The 25,712-nt window shown below is 69.2% G+C and carries 29 protein-coding genes; 18 read left to right on the top strand and 11 right to left on the bottom strand.

Annotated features, from left to right (window positions below; genetic code table 11):
- Positions 1–214 precede the first annotated feature (214 nt).
- From trpC to lexA, 4 genes are read left to right on the top strand one after another with little or no spacing between them, the layout of a single operon-like run.
- The gene (gene trpC, locus EKE94_RS00845; RefSeq protein WP_127904719.1) at positions 215–1,015 is read left to right on the top strand and encodes an indole-3-glycerol phosphate synthase TrpC; all 801 of its coding nucleotides are present in this window, start codon (positions 215–217) and stop codon (positions 1,013–1,015) included.
- Positions 1,015–1,494 (top strand): cyclic pyranopterin monophosphate synthase MoaC, encoded by a 480-nt coding sequence (gene moaC / locus EKE94_RS00840; RefSeq protein WP_127904718.1) that lies wholly within the window; start codon positions 1,015–1,017, stop codon positions 1,492–1,494. Before trpC ends, moaC begins: the two co-directional genes overlap by 1 nt.
- Positions 1,491–2,681, top strand: a complete 1,191-nt coding sequence (locus EKE94_RS00835; protein WP_127904717.1) for a molybdopterin molybdotransferase MoeA — start codon at positions 1,491–1,493, stop codon at positions 2,679–2,681. The genes moaC and EKE94_RS00835 overlap by 4 nt, the downstream gene beginning before the upstream one ends.
- A 58-nt stretch (positions 2,682–2,739) precedes the next feature.
- Positions 2,740–3,444 (top strand): transcriptional repressor LexA, encoded by a 705-nt coding sequence (gene lexA / locus EKE94_RS00830; RefSeq protein ID WP_127904716.1) that lies wholly within the window; start codon positions 2,740–2,742, stop codon positions 3,442–3,444.
- A gap of 127 nt (positions 3,445–3,571) precedes the next feature.
- Here the strand turns inward: lexA and EKE94_RS00825 are convergent, their stop codons facing one another.
- Entirely contained in the window at positions 3,572–5,731 is a 2,160-nt protein-coding gene (locus tag EKE94_RS00825) for a ComEC/Rec2 family competence protein (RefSeq protein WP_235855850.1), read from the bottom strand.
- A 78-nt stretch (positions 5,732–5,809) separates the two neighbouring features.
- On the opposite strand from EKE94_RS00825, the gene gltX reads away from it, so the two are divergent.
- From gltX to EKE94_RS00810, 3 genes are all read left to right on the top strand, one after another.
- Entirely contained in the window at positions 5,810–7,240 is a 1,431-nt protein-coding gene (gene gltX, locus EKE94_RS00820; RefSeq protein WP_127904715.1) for a glutamate--tRNA ligase, read from the top strand.
- A gap of 82 nt (positions 7,241–7,322) precedes the next feature.
- The gene (gene gltA / locus EKE94_RS00815; RefSeq protein ID WP_127904714.1) at positions 7,323–8,618 is read left to right on the top strand and encodes a citrate synthase; all 1,296 of its coding nucleotides are present in this window, start codon (positions 7,323–7,325) and stop codon (positions 8,616–8,618) included.
- A 131-nt stretch (positions 8,619–8,749) separates the two neighbouring features.
- Positions 8,750–9,928 (top strand): pyridoxal phosphate-dependent aminotransferase, encoded by a 1,179-nt coding sequence (locus EKE94_RS00810; protein ID WP_127904713.1) that lies wholly within the window; start codon positions 8,750–8,752, stop codon positions 9,926–9,928.
- Positions 9,929–10,183: 255 nt separating this feature from the next.
- On the opposite strand, the gene EKE94_RS00805 is transcribed toward EKE94_RS00810, so the two are convergent.
- The gene (locus EKE94_RS00805; protein WP_127904712.1) at positions 10,184–10,648 is read right to left on the bottom strand and encodes a transglycosylase SLT domain-containing protein; all 465 of its coding nucleotides are present in this window, start codon (positions 10,646–10,648) and stop codon (positions 10,184–10,186) included.
- A gap of 155 nt (positions 10,649–10,803) precedes the next feature.
- Here EKE94_RS00805 and EKE94_RS00800 point away from each other — a divergent pair, with 155 nt between their 5' ends.
- The 4 genes from EKE94_RS00800 to EKE94_RS00785 all read left to right on the top strand — a co-directional run bounded on the left by EKE94_RS00800 (position 10,804) and on the right by EKE94_RS00785 (position 14,423).
- Positions 10,804–11,457, top strand: a complete 654-nt coding sequence (locus EKE94_RS00800) for an SDR family NAD(P)-dependent oxidoreductase (protein ID WP_127904711.1) — start codon at positions 10,804–10,806, stop codon at positions 11,455–11,457.
- Between the two features lie 188 nt (positions 11,458–11,645).
- Entirely contained in the window at positions 11,646–12,428 is a 783-nt protein-coding gene (gene surE, locus EKE94_RS00795) for a 5'/3'-nucleotidase SurE (RefSeq protein WP_127904710.1), read from the top strand.
- Positions 12,425–13,066, top strand: a complete 642-nt coding sequence (locus tag EKE94_RS00790; protein WP_127904709.1) for a protein-L-isoaspartate(D-aspartate) O-methyltransferase — start codon at positions 12,425–12,427, stop codon at positions 13,064–13,066. The genes surE and EKE94_RS00790 overlap by 4 nt, the downstream gene beginning before the upstream one ends.
- A gap of 85 nt (positions 13,067–13,151) precedes the next feature.
- A complete protein-coding gene (locus EKE94_RS00785; RefSeq protein ID WP_127904708.1) occupies positions 13,152–14,423 on the top strand; it encodes a M23 family metallopeptidase in 1,272 nt (423 codons plus the stop codon).
- A 42-nt stretch (positions 14,424–14,465) separates the two neighbouring features.
- Here EKE94_RS00785 and EKE94_RS00780 read toward each other — a convergent pair whose 3' ends face one another.
- The 9 genes from EKE94_RS00780 to EKE94_RS00745 all read right to left on the bottom strand — a co-directional run bounded on the left by EKE94_RS00780 (position 14,466) and on the right by EKE94_RS00745 (position 19,888).
- Positions 14,466–14,891: a hypothetical protein gene (locus EKE94_RS00780; protein ID WP_127904707.1), complete on the bottom strand. Its 426-nt coding sequence runs from the start codon at positions 14,889–14,891 to the stop codon at positions 14,466–14,468.
- Positions 14,888–15,013, bottom strand: a complete 126-nt coding sequence (locus tag EKE94_RS19020; protein ID WP_268878262.1) for a hypothetical protein — start codon at positions 15,011–15,013, stop codon at positions 14,888–14,890. Before EKE94_RS19020 ends, EKE94_RS00780 begins: the two co-directional genes overlap by 4 nt.
- A complete protein-coding gene (locus tag EKE94_RS00775; protein WP_127904706.1) occupies positions 15,010–15,195 on the bottom strand; it encodes a hypothetical protein in 186 nt (61 codons plus the stop codon). Before EKE94_RS00775 ends, EKE94_RS19020 begins: the two co-directional genes overlap by 4 nt.
- Positions 15,188–15,721 carry a holin family protein gene (locus EKE94_RS00770; protein ID WP_127904705.1) on the bottom strand — a complete coding sequence of 178 codons (534 nt, stop codon included), beginning with the start codon at positions 15,719–15,721 and terminating at the stop codon, positions 15,188–15,190. Before EKE94_RS00770 ends, EKE94_RS00775 begins: the two co-directional genes overlap by 8 nt.
- Positions 15,712–16,326, bottom strand: coding sequence for a holin-associated N-acetylmuramidase (locus EKE94_RS00765; RefSeq protein ID WP_127904704.1), 615 nt, complete (start codon positions 16,324–16,326; stop codon positions 15,712–15,714). The genes EKE94_RS00770 and EKE94_RS00765 overlap by 10 nt, the downstream gene beginning before the upstream one ends.
- 62 nt (positions 16,327–16,388) lie before the next feature.
- Positions 16,389–16,892: a cytochrome c maturation protein CcmE gene (gene ccmE / locus EKE94_RS00760; RefSeq protein ID WP_127904703.1), complete on the bottom strand. Its 504-nt coding sequence runs from the start codon at positions 16,890–16,892 to the stop codon at positions 16,389–16,391.
- A gap of 115 nt (positions 16,893–17,007) precedes the next feature.
- Positions 17,008–18,036: an N-acetyl-gamma-glutamyl-phosphate reductase gene (gene argC / locus EKE94_RS00755; RefSeq protein WP_127904702.1), complete on the bottom strand. Its 1,029-nt coding sequence runs from the start codon at positions 18,034–18,036 to the stop codon at positions 17,008–17,010.
- Between the two features lie 73 nt (positions 18,037–18,109).
- Positions 18,110–18,919, bottom strand: a complete 810-nt coding sequence (locus EKE94_RS00750) for a glutamate racemase (protein ID WP_127904701.1) — start codon at positions 18,917–18,919, stop codon at positions 18,110–18,112.
- Positions 18,920–18,961: 42 nt separating this feature from the next.
- Positions 18,962–19,888 (bottom strand): lysophospholipid acyltransferase family protein, encoded by a 927-nt coding sequence (locus EKE94_RS00745; RefSeq protein ID WP_127904700.1) that lies wholly within the window; start codon positions 19,886–19,888, stop codon positions 18,962–18,964.
- Between the two features lie 286 nt (positions 19,889–20,174).
- On the opposite strand from EKE94_RS00745, the gene EKE94_RS00740 reads away from it, so the two are divergent.
- The 7 genes from EKE94_RS00740 to EKE94_RS00710 all read left to right on the top strand — a co-directional run bounded on the left by EKE94_RS00740 (position 20,175) and on the right by EKE94_RS00710 (position 25,705).
- Complete coding sequence (locus EKE94_RS00740; protein ID WP_127904699.1) at positions 20,175–21,083, top strand: LysR family transcriptional regulator; 909 nt, start codon at positions 20,175–20,177, stop codon at positions 21,081–21,083.
- Positions 21,084–21,447: 364 nt separating this feature from the next.
- Positions 21,448–21,837: a hypothetical protein gene (locus EKE94_RS00735; RefSeq protein ID WP_127904698.1), complete on the top strand. Its 390-nt coding sequence runs from the start codon at positions 21,448–21,450 to the stop codon at positions 21,835–21,837.
- A gap of 100 nt (positions 21,838–21,937) precedes the next feature.
- A complete protein-coding gene (purL, locus tag EKE94_RS00730; protein ID WP_127904697.1) occupies positions 21,938–24,097 on the top strand; it encodes a phosphoribosylformylglycinamidine synthase subunit PurL in 2,160 nt (719 codons plus the stop codon).
- 67 nt (positions 24,098–24,164) lie between these two features.
- A complete protein-coding gene (locus EKE94_RS00725) occupies positions 24,165–24,410 on the top strand; it encodes a BolA/IbaG family iron-sulfur metabolism protein (protein WP_127904696.1) in 246 nt (81 codons plus the stop codon).
- Positions 24,407–24,670 carry a hypothetical protein gene (locus tag EKE94_RS00720; RefSeq protein ID WP_127904695.1) on the top strand — a complete coding sequence of 88 codons (264 nt, stop codon included), beginning with the start codon at positions 24,407–24,409 and terminating at the stop codon, positions 24,668–24,670. Before EKE94_RS00725 ends, EKE94_RS00720 begins: the two co-directional genes overlap by 4 nt.
- Entirely contained in the window at positions 24,667–25,026 is a 360-nt protein-coding gene (gene grxD / locus EKE94_RS00715) for a Grx4 family monothiol glutaredoxin (RefSeq protein WP_127904694.1), read from the top strand. The genes EKE94_RS00720 and grxD overlap by 4 nt, the downstream gene beginning before the upstream one ends.
- Positions 25,027–25,198: 172 nt before the next feature.
- On the top strand, positions 25,199–25,705 hold the full coding sequence (locus EKE94_RS00710; RefSeq protein ID WP_127904693.1) for a MarR family winged helix-turn-helix transcriptional regulator: 507 nt from the start codon (positions 25,199–25,201) through the stop codon (positions 25,703–25,705).
- The last annotated feature ends 7 nt before the right edge of the window (positions 25,706–25,712 follow it).

The raw sequence follows: 25,712 nt of genomic DNA, 5'->3' as shown, positions 1-25,712 counted from the left end.
CGCCATCTGGTTCGAGGGCCACCCCGATGGGGTGGCCCTGTCGCCTCCGGCGGGAGTACTTCGAAAGAAGAGAAGCAGGCGGAGCGTCGCGGTGCGGGATGTCGCACAGCGGGGGGCTCGCCTGTTGCGCGGGTTCTGGTTATGGGTTCGGGGCGTATCACGCGGTGCGCCGCACCCGATTCCGACCCGCAGCGCCCGGAGGAGCCCAGACCCGATGACCACGATCCTCGACCGCATCAAGGCCTACAAGCTGGAGGATGTCGCCGCGCGCAAGGCGGCCCGTCCGATGGCCGAGGTTGACGCCGCTGCCGTGGCGGCCCCCGCCCCGCGCGGATTCGCCGACGCGCTGCGGGCCAAGAGCCGCGACGGCTACGGCCTGATCGCCGAGATCAAGAAGGCGAGCCCCTCGAAGGGGCTGATCCGTGCCGAGTTCGACCCGCCCGCGCTGGCCCGCGCCTACGAGGCCGGTGGCGCCGCCTGCCTTTCGGTGCTGACCGATGCGCCGTCGTTCCAGGGCGAGGACGGGTTCCTGACCGCCGCGCGCGCGGCCGTTTCGCTGCCCGCCCTGCGCAAGGATTTCCTCTATGACCCCTGGCAGGTGGCCGAGGCGCGGGCGCTGCATGCCGATGCGATCCTGATCATCATGGCCTCGGTCTCCGACGCCCAGGCGGCCGAGCTTGAGGCCGCCGCGCTGCACTATGGCATGGACGCCCTGATCGAGGTGCACGACGAGGCCGAGCTGGACCGCGCGCTGCGGCTGGCCTCTCCCCTCATCGGGGTCAACAACCGGGACCTGCACAGCTTTGCCACCGACCTGGGCGTCACCCGGCGGCTGGCGGAGCGGTTGCCCGAGGGGCGGATGCTGGTGTCAGAATCGGGCCTCTCGACCCCCACACATCTGGCCGAGATGGCCGGGTACGGCGCCCGCGCCTTCCTGATCGGCGAGGCGCTGATGCGGCAGGACGACGTGGCCCGAGCCACCCGCGAGTTGCTGGCCGATCCGGTGCCCGCCTGATGGCCGGCCTGTCGCATTTCGATGCCGAGGGCCACGCCCACATGGTCGATGTCTCGGACAAGCCGCAGACCGCGCGCAGCGCCACGGCCGAGGGCCATGTGATCATGGCGCCCGGGACGCTGGACCACGTCCTGCAGGGCACCGCGAAGAAGGGCGACGTTCTGGGCGTGGCGCGGCTGGCCGGTATCATGGGGGCCAAGAAGACGGCCGAGTTGATCCCGCTTTGCCACCCCCTGCCCATCACCAAGATCGCCCTGGAGCTTGCGCCCGATCCCGGGCTGCCAGGGGTGCGGGTGACGGCCACCGTCAGGACCGCCGGCCAGACCGGGGTGGAGATGGAGGCGCTGACCGCCGTCTCGACCGCCTGCCTGACGCTTTACGACATGCTGAAGGCCGTCGAGAAGGGCATGGAGATCGGCGGCATCCGGCTGCTGGTCAAGGAGGGGGGCAAGTCCGGCCGCTACGAGGCCGCGCCGTGATTTCCGTGTCCGACGCGCTGGAGAAGATCCTCGCCCTCGTTGCCCCTACCGGCACTGAAAGCGTGCCGCTGCGCGAGGCGCGCGGACGGGTGATGGCCGCCCCGCACGTGGCCGCCTACGACCAGCCGCCGTTCTCGGCCTCGGCGATGGACGGCTACGCGGTGATCGGGTCCGAGGCGCGGGAGGGGGCGCGGTTCCGGGCCATCGGCGAATCTGCCGCGGGTCACGGGCATGCAGGCGCGGTCGCCGCGGGCGAGGCCGTGCGCATCTTCACCGGCGCCCCGATGCCCCGGGGCGCCGACCGCGTGATCATCCAGGAGGACGTCGCCCGCGACGGCGACATCATCACCGTCACCGCCCCGCAGGAAAGCGGGCCGCATGTCCGCCCCGCCGCCGCGGATTTCGCCAAGGGGGCAGAGGCCTTCCCGCGGCGCAGGTTGGGGCCCGCCGATCTTGCCTTGCTGGCGGCAATGGATGCCGACCGCCTGGTGCTTCATCGTCGCCCCGAGGTCGCGCTGATCGCCACCGGGGACGAGCTGGTGATGCCCGGCACATCCCGGCGCCCGGGTCAGATCGCCGCGTCGAACAGCTTTGGCCTGGCCGCCATGGTCGAGGCCGCGGGCGGCATCGCCCGGCTGCTTCCCATCGCCCGCGACGACATCGACGCCCTGGCGCAGAGCTTCGAGCTGGCCCGGGGCGCCGACCTGATCGTGACGATCGGCGGTGCCTCGGTCGGCGATCACGATCTGGTCGGCCGCGCCGCAGCCCTCGGCGGGATGGAGCAGGCCTTTTACAAGGTCGCCATGCGCCCCGGCAAACCGCTGATGGCTGGCCGACTGGGCACGGCGGCGATGATCGGTCTGCCGGGCAACCCGGTTTCCGCCATGGTCTGCGGCCACGTCTTCCTGCGCCCGGCGCTGGACGCCCTGCTGGGGCTGCCCGCGGGGCCGGCCCCGCGCCGAACCGCACCGCTGGCCTGCGATCTGCCCGCAAACGGACCGCGCGAACACTACCTTCGCGCCCGGCTCGGCATCGACGGGATCACGCCGTTCCCGACGCAGGACAGCTCGCTTCTGAGCGTGCTCGCCGAGGCCGATGCCCTGCTCGTGCGCCCTGTCGGAGATCCTGCGCGGCGGGTGGGCGAGACGGTCGACTACCTGCCGCTGGGCGGGCCGGGCGGCGGTTGACACGAACGCGGAACGGGCATAGAACAATAGCCGAACGACAAGGAAAGAGGCCTGATCCGTGCTGACCCGCAAACAGTTGGAACTGCTGACATTCATCCACGAACGGGTGCAACAGGATGGCGTTCCGCCCTCTTTTGACGAGATGAAGGAAGCGCTGGATCTCAGATCGAAATCGGGGATCCACCGCCTGATCACCGCGCTGGAAGAGCGTGGCTTCATCCGCCGTCTCGCCCACCGCGCCCGTGCAATCGAAATCGTGAAGATGCCGGAGACTCTGACCAACAGCAAGGCACGGGCCCGCCGCGACGAGGCGCAGGCGGCTTCGGACGACGACGGCGACACCTCGCACCCCAGGGGCGCGATGGAGGTGACGCCGGGCTCGGTGTCCCTGCCGATGATGGGGCGTATTGCCGCCGGCGTCCCGATCGAGGCGATCAGCGACGTCGCGACGCATGTCGCGGTGCCGCACCAGATGCTGACGGGCGCGGGCACGCATTTCGCGCTTGAGGTCCGGGGGGATTCGATGATCGAGGCCGGGATCAACGACGGCGACATCGTCGTGATCCGCGAAGGCGACACTGCCCAGAACGGTGATATCGTCGTGGCGCTGGTCGAAGGGTACGAAGCGACGTTGAAACGTTTCCGCCGCAAGGGGGATACCGTGGCCCTCGAAGCGGCGAATGCTGCCTACGAGACGCGTATCTTCCGGGATGACCAGATCCGGCTGCAGGGCCGCCTGGTCGGACTGATGCGGACCTACTGACCTCGCGGCCTGCACAGCGTCACCTGCGCGCGGCGGAGATGGAAATTGGGGGCGCGAGGGTCAGCCAGCGCCGCCCTGTCCTTGGTGGGGCGGCGGATCGTCCGAACAGCGGGACACACCCTGCCCCTTACCGCGCGCTCCATGGCCGGGCTCCGGCGCGCTCCGCGGCCCAGACCCGGCGCAGCTTTCCCGCGTCGACATAGATCGCCATGGCACCCCGGTGCTGCAAAACTTTCGCATCGATCAGGTCGCACCCCTCGGGCCGGTCCTCGGCCTCGACCGACAGGATCACGATCTCGGCTGTTTCGCAGGCGTCCGCCACCCGGTCCGCGGCACCGCGTCCGGTCAGGTGCACGGCATCAACGGCGCCCAGGCTGACCCGTGCCGTCCCGCGGGGGCCGTCGAAGCCAGGGCGTGCCGCGGCAAGCTCCTGCGGGACGGGATCGCCGTCGTTCTCGAGCCAGACGCGGGCCACGAAACCCTCGCCCTGCGGTTTCGACAGGGCCAGCCCGGCCTTGGTCCGAACCCCGACCAGGCCCCCGCGCTCGGACACCAGAAGGTCGGGCCGGGACGAACCTGCCCAGAGGATGCAGGCAATCCCCATCGGCACAAGCCCGGCGAGACGCCCCCACCCGACCCAGAGGCAGAGCCATACCCCCCCGATCGCCATGAGCGGCAGGACGGCGGGCCCCGGCCGCCACACGTGGCTGAGCGCGCCGTCCCGGGCGGCCACGCTCTCGGCCACCTGCAGGATCCAGCCCAGACCGACGCCCATCAGGTGCAGCCCAATATCCTCAAGGCCGACGGGGACCAGGACGGCCGCCAGCACCGCGGCTGGCATGACCAGCGCCGCCATCACCGGCACTGACAGGAGGTTCGCGATCAGGCCGTAATGCGCGATCTGGTTGAAATGCGCGGCGCCCACGGGAGCCGTCGCAGCCCCCGCCACCGCCGACGACATCACCAGGCCAAGGATCCAGCGACGCCAGCGCGCCCCCCCGGCCCATGCCTGGCCGCGCAGCGCGGCAAAGGCGGCCACCAGGGCCACGGTCGCGGCAAAGGACATCTGGAACCCCGGGCCCGTCAGGCTTTCGGGACGAAGGATCAGCACGATGAGCGCCGCCACCGCGACCGCCCGAAGCGTCAACCCCCGGCGCCCCAGGATCATCGCGCCGAACAGAACCGCCGCCATGACAAACGCCCTCTCGGTCGCGACGTTGCCGCCTGACAGACCGAGGTAGACAGCCCCCGCGGCCAGCCCGCCGGCCGCGGCCCAGGCCCGGATCGGCGCCGTCAGGGCCAGCCTCGGGCTGCAGGCCAGGCCCAGCCGCAGGACGCCGAAGACGAAGCCGGTCAGCAACCCCATGTGCAGCCCCGAAATTGCCAGCAGGTGGGCGAGGTTCGCCGCCCGAAGGTCCGCGAGCACCCCGGCCGGAATGGCCGATCGATCGCCGGTCGTGATCGCCGCCGCCACGGCACCGCGTGGCCCGGGAAGCGCGGCGCGCACCGCCGCCGACAGGCGCATCCGTGCCCGCGCAACAAGGTACGCGTCGTCGGGCGCCCCGGCACGCAGAACGGGGACGCGGGTATACCCGACAGCGCCGAGCCCCAGAAACCAGGCATGGCGGCGAAAATCAAAGCCACCAGGTTCGACCGGGCCGCCGGGCGGCGACAGGTGCGCCGTCGTCATCACCCGGGCGCCGGGCAGGATCTCGAACGGATCGGGCGCGCCCGGCGGCGCCCGCGCCGCGGCCTCGGCAACACGCTCGGCCACTGCCCCCGCTTCGGCCGGGCGCCAGACGTCGGCGTCGTGCAGCGAGATGCGCACCCGCCTCGGCGTGCGCCCGGGGGGCACGTCGTCCAACCGAACGCGGTCCAGCGTCAGCCTCACCGCATCGCTCGACGACCTGTCGACCGCGGCGACGCGCCCCTCGACCGCACCGTAGTAGCGAAACCCAAGCACCGGCGCCGCCACGATCTGCGTCCGCGCGCCCGCCAGAAGCGCACCTGCCAGCGCCATCGCCAGAGCCAGCGTCAGCGGGCGGGCGGCGGGCTGGCGCCCCAGCCGGACCAGGCAGGCCAGGCACCCGGCGCCAAGCATCCCCCACTCGGCGCGCGACGGCTCGACAGGCAGCACGAAATACACGCCGATCCCGACGCCCAGAAAGACCGGGAGCCACGGAAAAAGATGCCCGCGCTGCCGGTCGACCGTCGCGAAGATCCCCGTGGAGATCCTCTGAAGGATCACCGGAACAATCGCCGGGAGGATCGCCGCGACGGGCCGCACACTTGTCCTTCTCCCCCTGAGAAGCTAGATCACGGCCAAAGAATTCTCCCTTATGGTTTCCAAAAGGTTAAGCCCTTTATGAGCACCCCCGCGTCCGCGACACCGCCCTCCGACGGCGAGGTCGTCACCCGTTTTGCCCCCTCGCCGACGGGGTTCCTGCATATCGGGGGGGCGCGCACAGCGCTGTTCAACTGGCTTTACGCGCGGGGCCGTGGCGGCAAGTTCCTTCTGCGGATCGAGGATACCGACCGCGCCCGCTCGACCCCCGAAGCGACCGAGGCGATCTTTGCCGGGCTGCGCTGGCTGGGGCTGGACTGGGACGGCGAGGCGGTAAGCCAGGCCGCCGGCGCCGAGCGCCACGCCGAGGTCGCGCAGGAAATGCTGCGACGCGGCGCGGCCTACAAGTGTTTTTCCACGCAGGACGAGATCGCCGCCTTCCGCGAGGCCGCGAAGGCCGAGGGACGTTCCACCCTGTTCGAAAGCCCCTGGCGCGACGCCGACCCCGCGACCCACCCCGATGCGCCCTACGCCATCCGCGTCAAGGCGCCCCGCGACGGCGAGACGGTCACCGAGGATGCCGTGCAGGGCCGCGTCACCGTCCGCAACGATCAGCTGGACGACATGATCGTGCTGCGGTCGGACGGCACGCCCACCTACATGCTGGCGGTGGTGGTCGATGATCACGACATGTGCGTCACCCACGTGATCCGCGGCGACGACCACCTGAACAACGCGGCGCGTCAGCGGCTGGTCTATGACGCGATGGACTGGCCGGTTCCGGTCTTCGCCCATATCCCGCTGATCCACGGCGAGGACGGCAAGAAGCTGTCGAAACGGCACGGCGCCCTCGGGGTCGAGGAGTATCGCGACATGGGCTATCCGGCCGTCGCGATGCGCAACTATCTGGCGCGGCTGGGCTGGAGCCACGGCGACGACGAGGTGTTCACCGACGCGCAGGCGCAGGAGTGGTTCGACCTCTCCGGCATCGGCCGCGCCCCGGCCCGTCTGGATTTCAAGAAACTGGGTCACATCTCGGGCCAGCACATCCAGTCGATGGACGATGACGCACTGCTGCAAGAGCTGATCGGCTTTCTTGACGAAACCGACCGCACGCCGCTGACCCCGACCCAAGTTGAACAGGTCGGTACAGCAATGCCGCACCTGAAGTCGCGCGCGAAGATCCTGCCGGATCTCATTGATCAGGCTCACTTTATCCTCGCAAGCCGGCCCCTTGAGATCGACGAAAAGGCCGCCAAGGCGCTGACTTCGGACGCCAAATCGCTTCTGGCAGATTTGACGCCGCACCTGCAAAATGCTAGCTGGGAGCGTGATCGACTGGAGGGGATCGCGGCCGCCGTCGCAGAAGAGCGCGGGGTCGGACTGGGCAAGGTTGCGCAGCCGCTGCGGGCCGCACTTGCCGGTCGCACCGCCACTCCCAGCGTATTCGATATGATGCTCGTCCTCGGCCGGGACGAAACGATTGCCCGGCTGAACGACGCTGCGGCTTGATTGCTGGGCGCCACGTCTTGCGCCTTGCCTGACTAATGGTTCGCCGGGACATCCCGGCCGGAACGACATGGAAGGGACTGCCATGGCTGACAGCCAGAAGACCGCAACACTGACCTTCGGCGACAAGACCGTCGAGCTGCCGATGCACTCGCCCACTGCCGGGCCCGACGTGATCGACATCCGCAAACTCTACTCCGAAGGCGGCGTCTTTACCTACGATCCGGGCTTCACCTCGACCGCCTCCTGCGACTCGACGATCACCTTCATCGACGGCAACAAGGGCGAGCTGCTGCACCGCGGCTACCCGATCGAGCAACTGGCCGAGAAATCGCATTTCCTCGAAGTCTGCTACCTGCTGCTTTACGGCGATCTTCCGACCGCCGAGCAGCTTGAGGATTTCGAACATCGCGTGACGCAGCACACGATGATCCACGAGCAGATGCAGAACTTCTTCCGTGGGTTCCGCCGCGATGCGCACCCGATGGCCGTGATGGTGGGTGTGGTCGGCGCCATGTCGGCCTTCTACCACGACAGCACCGACATCGCCGATCCGTGGCAGCGCGAGGTCGCGTCGATCCGGCTGATCGCCAAGATGCCGACGATCGCCGCGATGGCCTACAAGTATTCCGTCGGCCAGCCCTTCGTCTATCCGCGCAACGATCTGGACTACGCCTCGAACTTCCTGCGGATGTGCTTCAGCGTCCCGGCCGAGGAATTCGTGGTCAACCCGATCCTGAGCCGCGCGATGGACCGGATCTTCACCCTGCACGCGGACCACGAGCAGAACGCCTCGACCTCGACGGTGCGGCTGGCCTCGTCCTCGGGCGCCAATCCCTTTGCCTGCATCGCCGCCGGCATCGCCTGCCTCTGGGGCCCTGCCCACGGCGGCGCCAACCAGGCCTGTCTCGAGATGCTGCGCGAAATCGGCACGCCCGATCGCATTCCGGAGTACATCGCAAGGGCCAAGGACAAGAACGATCCCTTCCGCCTGATGGGCTTCGGCCACCGGGTCTACAAGAACCACGACCCCCGCGCGACGGTGATGAAGCAGTCCGCGGACGAGGTGCTCGACCTTCTTGGGATCGAGAACAACCCGACGCTGCAGACCGCCAAGGAGCTGGAGCGCATCGCGCTGGAAGACGACTATTTCCGTGACAAGAAGCTGTTCCCGAACGTCGATTTCTACTCGGGCATCATCCTCGACGCGATGGGCTTCCCACAGTCGATGTTCACGCCGATCTTCGCCGTGGCGCGGACCGTGGGCTGGATTTCGCAGTGGAAAGAGCAGATCTCGGATCCGCAGCTGAAGATCGGCCGCCCGCGTCAGCTGTACCAGGGCTCGACCTCGCGCGACTACGTCGACGTCGAGAACCGCTGAGCCTTTCGTCGCAGGCAGGCACCGTGCCCGCCCGCGGCTTGAGGGTCCCGCCGGGTCGCCCGGCACCTGCGGCCGCCCCTACCGGGGCGGCCGGTTTCGTTCCATGCAAGGCACATAAAGGGGGCGCGGCCATGCGGCTGTCATCGCGGATCGAGGGGATCTTGGGCGGCGGATCGGATGCGTGGGGGCTGTTCATCCGCGCCCGCCAGCTGAAGGACGCGGGCCAGCCGGTGGTCGAGCTGACCATCGGCGAACCCGACAGCCGCACCGCCCCCGCGATCCTGCAGGAGATGCACCGCGCCGCCATGGCCGGGCACACCGGCTATGCCGCGATCCCCGGCATCGCGCCGCTGCGCGACGCCATCGCCGCCCGGGTCGAGGCGCGCACCGGCGTGCCCACCACGCGCGACAACGTGCTGGTGACCCCCGGCGGGCAGGCCGCCCTCTTCGCGGCGCACCAGGCTGTCACCGATCCGGGCGATACCGCCCTGATCTGCGATCCCTACTATGCCACCTACCCCACCACCATCCGCGCGAGCGCCGCCCACCCCCGCGCCGTGGCGACGCGGCCCGAGCATGGGTTCCAACCGCAGGCGGCCGATCTTGCCGCGGTGGCGCAGGGCGCACGGTCGCTGCTGATCAACACGCCCAACAACCCCACCGGCGCCGTCTATTCCCGCGACACGCTGGACGGGATCGCGCAGGTGGCCCGCGACCACGATCTCTGGGTGATCTCGGACGAGGTCTACGACACCCAGGTCTGGACGGGCGATCACCTGTCCCCCCGCGCCCTGCCCGGCATGGCCGAGCGCACCATGGTGATCGGCTCCCTGTCGAAAAGCCATGCGATGACAGGCAGTCGCCTGGGTTGGCTCATCGCCCCGCCCGAGGCAATCGCGCGCATGGCCGACCTGGCCGTCACCACCACCTACGGCGTGCCCGGATACATCCAGGAGGCGGGGCTTTTCGCCTTGTTGCAGGGCCCCGACGCCGAGGAGAGAAACGCCGCCCCCTATCGCCGCCGCCGGGACCTGGCGCTGAGCCTGATCGCCGGGCAGAAGGTCGTCCGGGCGGTTCCGGCGCAGGGCGCGATGTACCTGATGCTGGACATCCGGGACACCGGCCTCGGCGGCACCGGCTTTGCCGAGGCCCTGCTCGACCGCCACCTGATCGCGGTGATGCCCGGAGAGGGGTTCGGAGACGCCGCCGCGGGCCATGTGCGTATCGCCCTGACGCTGGAGGATGCGGCGCTGCGGGACGCCCTCGCCACCCTGCTGGACTTTGCCGCCGAGCTGTCGCGCGCGCGATAGCGCGCCGTCCTGCAGTTCCTGCCGCCCAGTGGCGGGCAGCGTCAGTCCTGCCGCGCTGTGGTCCATGCGGGGTCAGCCGCCAGGGCGCCCTGCCCGATCCCGGACAGCGCGCACGACGCGTGGCCCCCGCCCGTCACCCTAGGAGATTGCCGCCAAGAGAGTGCAGTCCAAGGGGGCCGCGAGGCATCAGCCCCAAGGCGTTGCGGGTCCGGTGCCCCGCGCGGCTTGCCTGCCGCGGCCCAAAGCGGCGCGGGGTCAGGAGCGAAGGCCGGTTTCCCGCAGCAGCCCGCGGCGCTTGGCCTCGTAGTAATACCCGCGGGAATACCAGCCCACGGCCTCGTCATAGTCGCCGTCCGAAACCATCCACGCGCCGCGCAGGTATTTCACCGCGTAGCGCAGGTTGGTTTCGGCATCCAGCAGCCCCTCGGGCGGGCCGCTGTAGCCCATGGTGCGCGCGGTCGTGGGATGGATCTGCATCAGCCCGTAATAGGGCCCGTTGCGCGCCGCCGGGTTGTAGCTGCTTTCGCGCTGGACGACGCGGTGAACCAGCGCCGGAGGCACGTTCCACTCCGTCGCCCACTTGTCGACCAGCACCCGCATCCGGGGGGTTGCCCCGGGGGCGAGCGGCGCGTGGCGCGTCACCTCGTCCTGCCTGCTGCCACAGGCGGCCAACGCGGCCAGCGCGCCCCCGAGCGCCGCGCGACGTGTCCAATGCTGCATCCTGTCCGTCCCCGGAAATGGCTGTTCCCGGCGCCGAGATTAGCCGCGCGCCGGCGCCACGGCAAAACCTTTTGCCCGCGGCGCTGCGCCGCATCGGCGGCCCGGCGCCTGTCGGCGGCTTGACCTCGGCGCGGTTGCGGCCCAAAGACCGCCGCATGACCGAAAGCACCCGTCCGCTCGCCATCGTCACAGGCGCCTCGCGCGGGCTCGGCGCGGCCCTCGCGCTCGAGCTTGCCCGTGATCACCATGTCCTCGCCGTCGCGCGCACGACCGGCGGGCTCGAGGAACTGGACGACCGTATCAAGGCCGCGGGCGGCAGCGCGACGCTGGCGCCCATGGACGTGGCGGACGAGGCCGCGATGGCGCATCTGTGCCGCTCGGCCTACGACCGCTGGGGCCATGCCGCGATCTGGGCGCACACCGCGATCCATGCCGCGCCGCTGACCCCGGCGAACCATATCGACCCCAAGGACTGGTCGAAATCCGTGTCGCTGAACCTCGACACCACGGCAATGCTGATCCGGATGATGGCACCGTTACTGGGTGCCGACGGGCAGGCCCTGTTCTTCGAGGATGCCGGCGCGGGCGAAAAATTCTTCGGCAGCTACGGCACCACCAAGGGCGCGCAGATCGCGTTGGCCCGGTCCTGGGCGGCCGAGACCGCGCGCACCGGCCCCCGCGTGCGCATCCTGTCGCCGCGCCCGATGCCCACGGCCGTCCGCGCGCGGTTCTACCCGGGCGAGGATCGCGCCCCGCTCGCCGCCCCCGCGGACGAAGCGCGCCGCCTGCTGGCCGGTCTGACGGGCTGACCGCGGGGGCCTGGGGCCACCGTTCAGCTACGGGCCAAGCCGCATACCCGCACGGTTTGTGCCCCCCCTCGGCCGGGGGTACCGGGTTCCGGGGCGCGGCGGCATGACAACACGACGCCGCAGGCGCGGCAAACCCCGCTTGCCGCGCGCCCGGGGCTCGCCTATTCAGAAACAAAGAGCAGGTTTCCATGCGCATTCTCATCACCAACGACGACGGCATCAACGCCCCGGGCCTCAAGGTGCTCGAAGCCATCGCCGAGGCGGTGGCCGGCCCGACGGGCGAAGTCTGGACTGTCGCGCCCGCGTTCGAACAATCGGGCGTGGCGCACAAGATCAGCTATACCCACCCGATGATGATCGCCGAGTTGGGCCCCCGCCGCGTCGCGGCCGAGGGCGCGCCGGCCGATTGCGTCCTGGCGGGTCTGCACGACGTGATGCCGCAGCTGCCCGACCTTGTCCTGTCGGGGGTCAACCGCGGCAACAACGCGGGCGAGAACACGCTCTATTCCGGCACTGTCGGCGGCGCGATGGAGGGGGCGCTGCAGGGCATCCGCTCGATCGCGCTCAGCCAGTATATCGGGCCGCGCAACGCGGGCCTCGACAACCTGTTCGAAGCCGCCGCCGCCCATGGCGCCGATGTGGTGCGCAAGCTGCTGGACCACGGGATCTGGGACGAAGGCGGCTACCGGCTGTTCTACAACGTCAATTTCCCGCCCGTCCCGGCGGCCGAGGTCAGGGGGCTCGCCGTCACCCACCAGGGCTGGCGCGAAAACTCGGTCTTCGGGGTCGAGCCGCATTATTCCCCCTCGGGGCGGAAGTTCCTGTGGATCAAGGGCGGGCGCCAGGACCAGCCCGGGCCGGAAGGCTCGGACGTGGCGGCGAACCTTTCGGGCTACACCTCGGTCACGCCGATGCGCGCGGACCTCACGGCGCATGACCTGGTCGCCGACCTGAAGGACCGGCTGGGATGAGCAGCGAGGCCGAACGCACTATGCAGTTCGTCTTCGCCCTTCGGTCGCGCGGGGTCACCGATGCCCGGGTGCTTCAGGCAATGGAGAAGATCGACCGCGGCGCCTTTGTCCGCGGTCTCTTCGCCGAGCGTGCCTACGAGGATATGCCGCTGCCCATCGCCTGCGGCCAGACCATCTCGCAACCCTCGGTCGTGGGTCTGATGACGCAGGCGCTGGACGTGCGCCCGCGTGACAAGGTGCTCGAGATCGGGACAGGCTCGGGCTATCAGGCGGCGATCCTCAGCCAGCTGGCCCGGAGGGTCTATACCGTTGACCGACACCGGCGCCTGGTGCGCGCGGCCGAACAGGTGTTCCGCGATCTGGGCCTCGCCAACGTCATCGCGATGACGGCCGACGGCAGCCGCGGGCTGCCCGACCAGGCGCCGTTCGATCGCATTCTTGTCACCGCCGCCGCCGAAGACCCGCCTGGCCCCCTCTTGGCCGAGCTTCGGGTTGGCGGTATCATGGTGCTGCCTGTCGGCCAGTCCGACACGGTGCAGCGCCTGATCAAGGTCGTCCGCCACGAGGACGGTTTCGATTACGAAGAACTGCGTCCGGTCCGGTTCGTCCCCCTTGTCGAGGGGCTTGGGGACGACTGACCTTCGCGGGCGGACGCCCGGGGCGCGCTGGACATCGCAGGAGCCGACCCGCCAGAGGTCGCCCGGCAAGCGAAGGACGAGCAGGATGGCACGAACAGCGAAACGGCCGGTCAGGGCCTGGCGCGGAACCCTACTGGGCGGGGCAGCGGCCCTCACCCTTGCGGGTTGCGACGAACAGGGGTTCGATTTCGACCTCCGGAACAACCTCGGGGCCGGGCCTCTCGACACCTCGCAGGCGGTCTACGGCGTCTACCGCGCCCGGCCTACGCCGGATGCGCGCGGCGTGCTCTCCTACTCGGACTATCAGGTCGCCGTGGCGCGCGACGGCGATACCGTGGCCGACGTGGCCGGTCGCGTCGGCCTGCCCGCGGTCGAGCTTGCGAACTACAACGGACTGCCGATCGGGGCAGAGCTGAAACATGGCGAGATCGTCGCGCTGCCCAGCCGCGTGGCCGAGCCGCAGGGCACCCGCGTTGCCGCGGCGCCCGCCCCCGCGCCGGGGCCGCAGGCCGCCCCCGGCGGCACCGCCGGACGGCCCACCCCTCAGGTCGACGTGTCGACGCTGGCCGGCAATGCGATCGACCGCGCCGGCCCCAGTGCACCGCAGCGCACGCCGCAGGCCACCCCCGCTGCGCAACCCTCTGGCCAGACCTCTGCACCGGCGCGCTCGGACGGCGATCCGCAGCGGCACCGGGTGGAGCACGGCGAAACCGCCTACTCGATCGCGCGGAAGTACAACGTGCCGGCCAAGGCGCTGGCCGACTGGAACGGTCTCGGCCCCGACATGTCGGTGCGCGAAGGCGCGTGGCTGCTGATCCCGGTGGCCGAGCCCGGCACGACGCCGCAGCCCGACCCCGAAAAGACCTCGCGCCCCGGCGAGGGCAGCCCCACGCCGACCCCGCCCTCGGCCTCGGCCCCGCTGCCCGAGCCCGAAGAGGCGCAGAGCGCCCCGGTCAAGGAAACGCCCGCCTCGCCCGCCATGTCGCAGGAGGCCAGCACAGCCTCGGACGCCCGGATGAGCTACCCGGTGCAGGGCAAGATCATCCGCGCCTTCCAGAAAGGCAAGAACGACGGCATCGACATCGCCGCCCCGGCCGGAACCTCGGTCCGGGCCGCGGACGGCGGGCGCGTCGCCGCAATCACCCGCGATACCGAGGGCGTTCCGATCCTGGTCTTGCGGCACGAGGACAACCTGCTGACGGTCTATTCCGGCGTCGACAAGCTGGCCGTGAACAAGGACGATACCGTCAAGCGCGGGCAGGAGATCGCCAAGGTGCGGGCGCAGACACCCTCGGTCCTGCATTTCGAGATCCGCGAAGGCTTCGACAGCGTCGATCCCGTCCCCTACCTGAACTAGGCGCCCGCGCGCCTGCCGCCCACACGTCCCGCACGCGTCGCGTCAGCGCAGAAGCGGAACCAGCACCGCCGCCGTCGCCGCGGCGGTGCCCCAGACCAGCCCGCGTGCCGCGCCCGAGGGCAGCGAGCTGCGGATCACCGCGAAGTGCAAGAGCGCCCCGGTCAGATAGAGCGCGAGGCAGGCAAAGACCGCCGGCGGCACCGCCTGACCGGGCAGCGGGCCGGGCGCGGCCCCGACCCGCGCCCACCACAGGCAAAGGCCCGCCGCCCCGGCCCAGGAAAACGCCATTCCCAGCGCAAGCGGTGTCGCCCGTTCTCGCCAGAGCCACAGGAACGTCGCCGCGATGGCGGCCGCCAGCGGTGTCATCGCGGTGTATCCCGCCCGTGCCGCGGCGCCGGGCCCCAGCCCGACCCGCGACACCCACAAAAGGACAGCCACCCCGGCCGTCAGACAAAGCGCCTGTTTCATAGCGGCCAAAGCTCCCTCAGCGCGGCATCCAGCCGCTCGGCGGCATCGCGGTTGCGTCGTTCGGCCTGCGACAGGCGGCGGCTGAGGAAGAGCCGCGCCCAGATCCGGCCCAGCCCGGTCATCGCACCGCCCCCCGAGACAACCGGTCGCGCACCAGCGTCGTCATCTCGATCAGGATGGCGGTGTTCTTGTCGAGCGCGCGCCGCGTGGCCGCGTCCTTTTGCTGGTCGCGGTAGAGCAGGAAGAATACCAGCGCGACCCAGGGCCCATGTTCGGCCAGAAGTGCGGCGAAAAGCTCACTCATCGCGCCGCTCCGCGCGCCAGTCCGCCAGCGCCGCGTTGCCCCATGCGGCGGCGGTGGCGGGAACCTTGTGGGGGGCCTTTCCGTCCACCGCGCCGCCTGCGGGATAGGCCGCCAGCGTTGCAGCAAGGCTGCGCTGAAAGTCCTGCCCCTTCGCCTGCGCGCGGGCGCCGAAATAGAACGACACCACGGCCCCCATAAGCCACCAGAGCGGCTCGGGGATCAGGGCGAGGCCCTGCATCCGCTCGGAGAACCAGACCGGGTCGACCATCGCCGCGCCGATCAGGCCCAGCGTCCCCAGTGCCATCGCCGGGCGCGGCAGACGGTTCAGCCCGTCCACCAGCCGGTCGAACCAACCCCGCCGGGATTGCGCGAACTCGGCCGCGAACTGGGCCAGCGCGGCCTCCCGCAGGGCATGGGCGCGGCCGGCGCGGCCTTCGGCACTCTCGCGAAACACCTCGACCGTGTCGCGCAACGCGCCGCAGCCCGGTCCGAAAAGCCCGCCCATCAGACGCTCGATCAGTCCCATGCCGCCACCCGCGCGCGATGCTCGCCCTCGGTCAGGCGGTAGCGGGGCGAGATGAACTCCTCGGCCCGGAGGATCCAGCCGCCCTTGCCTCCGTCGCGGCGGCGGGCGTACTTGCGGCTGGCGGGACGCGCATCGGCGAGCGCGTAGTAGTAGTTCCGCCGGGCGATGCCGTAGGCGTCGGCCAGGTGCCGCGGCGCCGCGGCCTGGGCCAGAGCGGCGGCGGCAATCGTGCGGGGCCCGACGATGCCATCGACCTGCAGGCCGTGCCCCATGTCGTTCAGAAGCCGCTGCAGGATCTTCACCGCATTGGCACCCGCATTCACCGACATGTCGAAAACGCTGGCGCGGATCTCCTCGGGCAGGTCGCCCAGCCGTGGCGCATGATAGTAATGCTGCAGGAAGATGTCGCGCGCCTGGCTACGCGACAGGCGGCGCAGATCGGCCAGGTCGACATCTCCGTCGCCGTCCAGATCGCCGCCGATCCGCCGCAGGGTGGCCAGTGTCACGCCGCGGTTGGTGGCACCGCCGGGATCGTCCGGGTCGTTCACGAAGCCGCCCTCGCGGGCGACGATCCCGTCTGCAATCTCTTCGACCGTGGTCGGCATCGGCTTTCCCTTCCGCTCCTGAGGCCCCTTCGGGCAACGGCGGGAAAGCTGTCACGACAGGGTTAACCCTCGGGCAAGCCTGCGCTCGGTGCGGGGTCGAGGCTGTCGGTCGCCACCGCGTCCGAGCCGTTCGGATCCTCGTAGACGCCCTGCTCTTTCAGCGCGTCGACGACCTCGCGCGGCATGTAGCTTTCGTCGTGCTTGGCCAGGATCTCGGTCGCCTCGAAGGTGCCGCCGACATAGCGGCCGGTGCCGATCATACCCTGCCCCTCCTCAAAGAGATCGGGCAGCACCCCGGTATAGGCAACGGGCACCGAAGCCGCGCCATCGGTCACGGTAAAGCGGATGGTCTCGCCCTGCCCGCGCACCAGCGTGCCCTCCTCGACCAGTCCGCCCAGGCGAAACGTCTCGGAGGGGCCCGGCGGCTCGGCCAGCACCTGCGCCGGCGCACGGAAAAAGTTGATGCCGTCGCGCATGGCATAGCCGATCAGCGCGGTCGAAATCACCAGCGCCAGCGCCGCGACGACAAGCACCTGGATCCTACGGCGTTTCTTCAACGATCGCATCGCGCGTCTCCATCATCCGCCCCCCGAGGGCCCCGGGGTCAGGCCGGGCGGCCAAGCCCCCCGCCCCCCCGGTTGCTGCGCCCCGGCTGGGCCACTGCGGCCCGGACCGCGGCCCTTACGGGTAAAGCGCCACGCCGGTCAGGCCCGCGGTTTCCTTCAGGCCCAGCATCAGGTTGGCGTTCTGCACCGCCTGCCCCGAAGAGCCCTTGCACAGGTTGTCGAGCGTGGCGATCACCACCGCCCGGCCCTGCCTGCGGTCGCCCGCGACGCCGATATGAACCATGTTGGTGCCCCGCGTGTCCTTCATCGACGGCGCCGACCCGAAAGGCAGCATATGCACGAACGGCTCGGCCTCATAGGCATTCCTGAGGGCTGCGTCGATTTGATCCGCCTCGCCGCGCAGGTGCACGGTGGCAAGGATGCCGCGGCTGGCGGGGATCAGGTGCGGCACAAAGGTAACCTCGACCGGGCGCCCGGCGATCTTCGAGAACTCCTGGTCGAATTCGCCCAGGTGCCGGTGCTTGCCCCCCAGGCCATAGCCCGCGGCATTCTCGTAAAGCTCGGCCAGCAGAAGGTTTTCCTTCAGCGACCGGCCCGCGCCGCTGGCGGCGGCCTTGAGGTCGATGATGATCTCGTCAAGGTCGATCACCCCCGCCTGGATCAGCGGACGCAGCGCGAACTGGCCCGTGGCCGCGTTGCAGCCCGTCCCTGCGACCAGCCGGGCACCGCGAATCTCGTCGCGGTAGAACTCGGACAGGCCATAGACGGCCTCTTTCTGAAGCTCGGGCGCGGCGTGCGGCTTGCCGTACCACTTTTCATAGGCCGCGGGGTCGCGCAGCCGGAAATCGGCCGACAGGTCGACGATGCGCAGGTCGCGCGGCAGCTGCGAGATCACCGCCTGCGTGGTGGCATGCGGCAGCGCGCAGAAGCACAGGTCGATCTGGGAGAAATCGATCTCGTCGATGGTGACGAGCCGCGGCAGGTCGAGCGGGCCGAGATGCGGATAGACCTCGCGCATCTGCATCCCCGCCTTCCGGTCGGCGGCGAGGGCTGCGATGTGCAGGTCGGGATGGCCGGCGATCAACCGGACAAGCTCGGCCCCGGTATAGCCGGAGGCGCCGAGGATGGCGACGTTGTGGGTCATGATCTTGCGTCCTTGTGGGCGCGCGGCACGAAGGTGCCAGCGGGGCCCTGAAAATTCGTGAGGGGCGATGGCGTCAGGCAGACACGAAATCGACCCTTCGTCGCAGGAATCGCGTGGCCCCGTCCGACACGCGGCGCGGATCGCCCGTGGTGAGGAAGGCGGGGGCACCCCGGCCCAGCATGTCGGGATGCCGGCGCAGGTAGTCGGCCAGGCTTTCGGCGACAAGGCTGGCCTGCGAATAGACCTCGACCTCGGCGCCCAGCGCGTCCTGGAACACGTCCTGCATCATCGGGTAGTGCGTGCAGCCCAGGATAGCGGCCTGAGGGCGCGGCATCTTGCGTTTAAGCGCCTCGACATGGCTGCGCACCAGCGCCTCGGCCAGGATCATGTCGCCGTCCTCGATCGCGTCGACGACACCGCCGCAGGCCTGCGCCTCGACATCCACGCCGATCGCGCGGAAGGCCAGTTCGCGCTGGAACGCGCGGCTCGACACCGTGGCGGGGGTGGCAAACAGCGCGACATGCGTCACCGCAACCTCGCGCGGGGGGGAATTGTCGCCCCACTGCCGTTCGGTCAGCGCCTCGATCAGCGGCACGAAGACGCCGAGCACACGCTTGCCCTCGGGCAGCCCGACCTCTTGCATCCGGCGCAGGGCCGCGGCGCTGGCGGTATTGCAGGCAAGGATCACCAGATCGCAGCCCGCCTCCCACAGCCGGGCGACGCCGGCGCATGTCAGCTCGTAGATATCCTCGGCCGTGCGCACGCCATAGGGCGCGTGCGCACTGTCGGCGAGGTAGATCAGGTCCACGTCGGGCAGCCGCGCGGCCACCTTTTCCAGAACCGTCAGACCACCCAGACCGCTATCGAAGATGCCGACCGCCATGTCGCTTGCCCCTTTCGCTCGGGCCCTTGCCCCGGGGCGCGGTCAGTCCTTGTACCGCGCCTCGAACTCAAAGCCATAGGACGCCGCGGGTGGCGGCGTCGGCGACAGGGCATAGGTCCGTTCGCGAAGAAAGTCCATCATTCCCCGCGGGTCACGGCGATAAGGTGCAAGCGTCGCGGGCCCGAGCGGCGCCCCCACCGCGATCTGCACCGGCCGATCGGTCCGGGCGCGGAATTCCGACATCAATAGGCCCATCCGCAAGGTGTAATGCGCGTGACTGGCCAGTTGGAACAGGCGCGAATTGGCGCCGTCGAAATAGACCGGCACAACCGTCGCGTCCGAGCGGGCGATCATCCGCGCGGTGAAGCCGCGCCAGACCGGGTCCAGCGGGCGGGAGAAGGGCCGCGCCGCGGTCGAGACGGTGCCGCCGGGAAACACGCCGATCGCACCGCCATCGCCAAGGAACTGCAGCGCCGCCCGTCGGGTGGCGATGTTGGTTTCCTGCGCTGCCATCGTCTCGTCGAAATCCACCGGCAGGATGACCCGGTCCAGATCCCCCGCCTGAGCGAAGACCCGATGCGCCAGAATGCGAAAATCCCCGCGCAGACGCCCCAGAAGCGCGCCCATGACCAGCCCGTCGAGGATGCCGAAGGGATGGTTGGCCACCACCACCAGCGGCCCCTGCCGCGGGATCGGGGCAAGCGTGCCGGACACGATATCGACCGAAACACCGTACCGGGCCAGCATCACCTGCCAGAAATCCGCGCCCCCGGCGATATCGTCCTGGTACCCCCGGGCCCGGCGGATCAGGCCCGGACGGCCGCAGGCATTCTCGATCGTCCGGATCACCGCCCGCCCAGCCCGGGTCCGGGCCGAGGCGGCATAGCTGATCTGGCGCGCGATCTGCCGCGCCTCGCGGGGCCGCGCCTTGTCGGGGGGTGGACATTCGGCGCCGATCGTTTCGCTCACCTGTCGGTCCCTTCCGGTCTGGCAGTCCGGCGATGATGACGACCTGCTATGACATCCCTGTGACGCAAGCGCCCGCCACTGCCCGGATTGCCGCTGCCCGGATTATCGGCACCGGCGCCCCGCCCCGCCCTGACCGCGCCCGCCGCCGCGGTCCGCCACGACCCGCGACGAACCGCCGCCCGCGGCGTACTTACGTAGCGTGAACCTTTGCAAATCATGCTAACCTGACCCAAGTGCGCCCCGCGCCCCCTTGGCGTCGGCACGAACGGGAGAAAGACGGAATATTATGGACTGGGACAAGCTGCGTATCTTTCATGCGGTTGCCGCGGCAGGCAGCCTCACCCATGCGGGCGACACGCTGCATCTCAGCCAGTCGGCGGTGTCGCGCCAGATTCGCGCGTTGGAGGAATCGCTGAACACCACGCTGTTCCACCGCCACGCGCGCGGGCTGATCCTGACCGAGCAGGGCGAGCTGCTTTTCGACGCCACGAATGCGATGCGTCGCCGGATCGATACCGCCGCGGCCCGCATTCGCGACAGCGAGGAAGAGGTGTTCGGCGAACTGCGCGTCACCACGGCGACGGGCTTCGGCACCTTGTGGCTGACCCCCCGCCTGCCCACGCTTTATGCCAAGTACCCCGACCTTAAAATCGACCTGATGCTCGAGGAACGCGTGCTCGACCTGCCGATGCGCGAAGCCGACGTTGCGATCCGGATGAAAGAGCCCAGCCAGGCCGACCTGGTCCGCCGACGCCTGATGACGATTCGGATGCGGCTCTACGCCTCGCCCGAGTACCTCGCGCAGCGCGGCACGCCCAAGCGGATGTCGGACCTCGCCGATCACCGGCTGATCTGCCAGAACACCGCGTCGCACCAGGTCGCCGCGGGCGCGACGCTGGTGCAGGAGCTGCTGACCTATGACGTGCCGTCGATGCTGACGGTGAACAACTACTTCGGCGCGCTTCAGGCGGTGATCGCGGGGCTCGGGATCGGCGTGCTGCCCGACTACGTGATCCAGGATTTCCCCAACATCGTGCGGGTGATGCCCGACATCGAATCGGCCGAGGTGCCCGTTTTCCTCGCCTACCCCGAGGAGCTGCGCCAGTCGAAGCGGATCGCGGCCTTCCGCGACTTCGTCACCGAAGAGATCATCGCCCATCGCAAACGGCTGCAGGAAGAGAAGGTCGGCGCCTGATCGCCGTCTCGGACCCCCGGTCTGGCGATATGCAGCCGACGCATATCCGGCATGCCGCCGACCGCGGGGATTCTTCTTGAAGAGCCCAATCGGGAAGCATAGGTGGGATCTCGAAGGCGGCGAATTAAGCATTCGTTGTTTTCACCTCCCTGTTGGACTTCGGCCGAGCTTAGTGCTCGGCCTTTTTTTTGGCCGCACGGCATCTGCCAAGCCGTTGGACAGGCCGCTTTTTCCAAAGCCCTCACTCTCAGCCCCGTCCCGCCCCGCACCCGATGCGCCGCATTTGACCGGCGTGGCGAAACCTGTCCGTCTGTCGGATGACGCGCACCACCGCGTCCAACCGACAAGCAAAGGAGACAGGGAGATGACCCCCATTCGCATGCTGCTTGCCACCGCTGCCCTGACGATCCCCCTGACAGCCCCGCTCGCCGCGCAGCAGACGGCGACCATCGACCTGCCGCGGGGCGTGTCGACCGACATGGTGATGGGCACCACCAACCGCTACGGCATTTCGACCGGGATCGAGACGCCCGACCTTACCGGCGCACAGGTTCTCAGCTCGGACGGCACGGTCTTGGGCACCGTCACCCAGACGGGCGACGCCAGCCTGACCTTCACCGCCGAACCGGGGGCCGGACTGGCCGCGGACACGGTCACGGTGACCGGGCAGACCGAAACCGAAGACGGCGCCATCGTGCTGCCGATCACCCTGCAACAGGTGACCGAGGCCGTTGCCGCGCAAACGGGCGGCTGAGGCGCCGATGCACCGGATCGGGCCGGACACGCAGCCCGGCCCTTTTCAGCGCCCCCCTCCCGCCCTAGAAGCCAAGGTCAAGCCGCAGGGGGGCCCGGACATGACAGAACCTGAGATTTCCGACGCACTGATCGCCGCACATGGGCTGAAGCCCGACGAATACCAGCGCATCCTGGATCTTCTGGGCCGTGCGCCCAGCTTCACCGAGCTTGGGATCTTCTCGGCGATGTGGAACGAGCATTGTTCCTACAAGTCGTCGAAGAAATGGCTGCGCACCCTGCCGACCGAAGGGCCGCAGGTGATCTGCGGGCCGGGTGAAAACGCGGGCATCGTCGATATCGGCGACGGGCAGGCCGTGGTCTTCAAGATGGAAAGCCATAACCACCCGTCCTACATCGAACCCTACCAGGGCGCGGCGACAGGCGTGGGCGGCATCCTGCGCGATGTCTTTACCATGGGCGCACGCCCCATCGCTGCGATGAACAGCCTCAGCTTCGGGCGCCCCGACCACCCACGCACGAAACGGCTGGTGTCGGGCGTGGTCGAGGGCATCGGCGGCTACGGCAACGCCTTTGGCGTGCCCACCGTGGGCGGCGAGGTGCGGTTCCATGCCTCCTACGACGGCAACTGCCTGGTGAACGCCTTCGCCGCCGGCCTGATCGACAGCGACAAGATCTTCTATTCCGCCGCCTCGGGCGTCGGCATGCCGGTGGTCTACCTCGGTGCCAAGACCGGGCGCGACGGCGTCGGCGGGGCCACGATGGCCAGTGCCGAGTTCGACGACACGATCGAGGAAAAGCGCCCCACCGTCCAGGTGGGCGACCCCTTCACCGAAAAGCGGCTGCTCGAGGCCTGTCTCGAGCTGATGGCCACCGGCGCCGTCATCTCGATCCAGGACATGGGCGCGGCGGGCCTGACCTGTTCCGCCGTCGAGATGGGCGACAAGGGCAATCTGGGCGTCCGGCTCGACCTTGAACGCGTGCCCTGCCGCGAAGACGCGATGACCGCCTACGAGATGATGCTGTCGGAAAGCCAGGAGCGGATGCTCATGGTGCTCGACCCCGACAAGGAGGACGTGGCCCGCGCGATCTTCGACAAGTGGGACCTGGATTTCGCCATCGTCGGCGAGACCATCGCCGAAGACCGGTTCCTGGTCATGCACAACGGCGAGACCAAGGCCGACCTGCCGCTGAAAGCCCTGTCGGGAACCGCGCCCGAATACGACCGTCCGTGGGAGCCGACGCCGCCCGCCGAACCCTTCGACGAAATGCTCGACATCGCGCCGCTCGACGCGCTGCGCAAATTGGTAAGCTCGCCCAACCATGCCTCGAAACGCTGGGTTTGGGAGCAGTATGACAGCCAGGTGATGGCCGACACCGTGCGCCAGCCCGGTCAGGGCTCGGGCATCGTGCGGGTGCACGGCACCGGCAAACGGCTGGCCTTCACCTCGGACGTCACGCCCCGCTATGTCCGCGCCAACCCGCGCGAGGGCGGCAAGCAGGCGGTGGCCGAAGCGTTCCGCAACCTCGTGGCCGTTGGCGCCACCCCGCTGGCCGCGACCGACAACCTGAACTTCGGCAACCCCGAGAAACCGCGGATCATGGGCCAGTTCGTCGGCGCCATCGAAGGCATCGGCGAAGCCTGCACCGCCCTCGACATGCCGATCGTGTCGGGCAACGTGTCGCTTTACAACGAAACCGACGGGCGCGGCATTTTGCCCACGCCCACCATCGGTGCGGTCGGTCTGATCGCCTCCGAGGCCGACGAGATTTCGGCGATCCCGGTGCGCGGCGACCTCGCCGTCGTCATCGGGGCATGCCACGGCCATCTGGGCCAGTCCGCTCTGCTCTACGAATGCTTCGGACGGGAAGAGGGCGACGCCCCGCCGGTCGACCTTGAGGCGGAAAAGCGCAACGCGGCCTTCCTGCACGATCACCGGCAATGGATCACCGCCGCGACGGACCTGTCGGACGGCGGCCTGGCGCTTGCCGCCTTCGAGATGGCCGAACGGGTCGGCACGGGGTTCCGGCTGGACCCGCCCGACCTGGGCACGCTTTTCGGAGAGGATCAGGGCCGCTATCTGGTCGCCTGTTCCTTCGACGCGGCCGAATGGCTGCTGACCGAAGGGTCCAAGGCCGGAGTGCCGGTCAGGGTCGTGGGCAAGTTCGGCGGCCGCAACATCCGCATTGCGCGCAAGAAGGTGCACCGCAACGAGCTTTACGACCTCTTCCGTGGCGCCTTTGCCGAGGCTCTGGGCTAGGCCCTCGCTTGCAGGCGGGGCCCTGCACCTCTACATCTGTCGCGAACGACAGGAGGGACCCGCCGCCATGCCGATCGAGGCGCAGGAGATCGAAGATCTGATCCGCGAAAGCTTTCCGGACGCCAAAGTCACCGTCACCGACCTTGCCGGTGACGGCAACCACTATGCTGCCGAGGTGATCGACGAAAGCTTCCGCGGGCAGAACCGGGTGCAGCAGCAGCGCGCCGTCTACGCCGCGCTCAAGGACAAGATGTCGGGATCGAACGGCGCCCTGCATGCGCTGGCCCTGACCACCAAGGTGCCGCCGGAGTGACTGCCTGGATCCTCGGGACGGCAGGACTTCTGATCCTCGTCGTGGCCGGGACATGGGAGACGCTGCGGCGTCTGCGCCGGGCCGACCGGCAACTTGGCGGCGACAGCGATACCCATGGCCACGAAGACGGCGACCGGTCCGGGGACAACCCGGCCCACAGGGTGTCCGAGAGGGCCGGAGCGGCAGACCGCCACATCAATCACACAGCAGGGCCGGACCGGACCGAGGCCGCCCCGCGAGACACAGGAGATACGCGATGAGCGCGCAGGAGCAGATCAAGGAAACCGTCGACGCCAATGACGTCGTGCTGTTCATGAAGGGCACCAAGTCCATGCCCCAATGCGGCTTTTCCAGCCGCGTCGCGGGTGTTCTGAACTTCATGGGGGTCGAGTATACCGACGTCAACGTGCTGGCCGACGAAGCCATTCGTCAGGGCATCAAGGACTATTCCGACTGGCCCACGATTCCGCAGCTTTACGTGAAGGGCGAATTCGTCGGCGGCTGCGACATCATCACCGAGATGACGCTGTCGGGCGAACTCGACCAGCTCTTCGAGCAGAAGGGCGTGACCTTCGACAAGGGCGCCGCAGACAAGATCCGCGAACACAACGCGTGACCGGGCCGGGGCTGCGGCCCCGCCCCTCCCCGCCTCCGGCCGGACCCTAAGACCGCCGTGATCAAAAGTCCCGGAAATCCGCCGGTTTTTCGGGCATCGCGAATTTACTTGCAGTCATTGTCCCGCCAGCCTGCTAGACTACTTCAGGTTGATTGCTGGTAGTGGGGGACATATGGCGAGTGATCTGGATTCAAATGCGAGTTCCGAGATGGACAGCCGGGCCTACCTGGCGGTTTCGGTCGCCCGGCCTCCCCGGCATGCCGATCAGACCGGCGTCCTGATCCGGCGACTTTGGCAACGCACGCGCGAAACCTTTGCGCGCCAATGCCGCGACTTCGGGGTTACGCCCGAGCAATTCAACCTCATGCTTCTCGTCCGCGACACGCCCGGCATCCTGCAGGCGGGTCTGGCCGAGCGGGCCGCCCTCGACCAGGCGACGACGGGCCAGATCATTGCCCGCCTCACCGGGCGCGGCCTTCTGGCCCGGACCCGCAACCCCCGCGACACGCGGTCCTGGCAGGTCACGCTGACACCGGACGGACAAGAGCTGATCGAAGAGCTCCTGCCGCTCAGCCTCCAGGCCTCGGAGGATTTCCTGAGCCCGCTATCGGCCGAGGAGCGTGACGCCCTCTTCTCGCTGTCTCACAAGATACTCGAGGGCAGCGCCCCCGCGCGATAGCCCGCGC

The sequence above is a fragment of the Mesobaculum littorinae genome (assembly GCF_004011175.1).
GTDB classification, from domain to species: domain Bacteria; phylum Pseudomonadota; class Alphaproteobacteria; order Rhodobacterales; family Rhodobacteraceae; genus Tranquillimonas; species Tranquillimonas littorinae.
The sequence above is the reverse complement of the archived record's forward strand: the minus strand, read 5'-3'. Positions and strand labels throughout refer to the sequence as shown.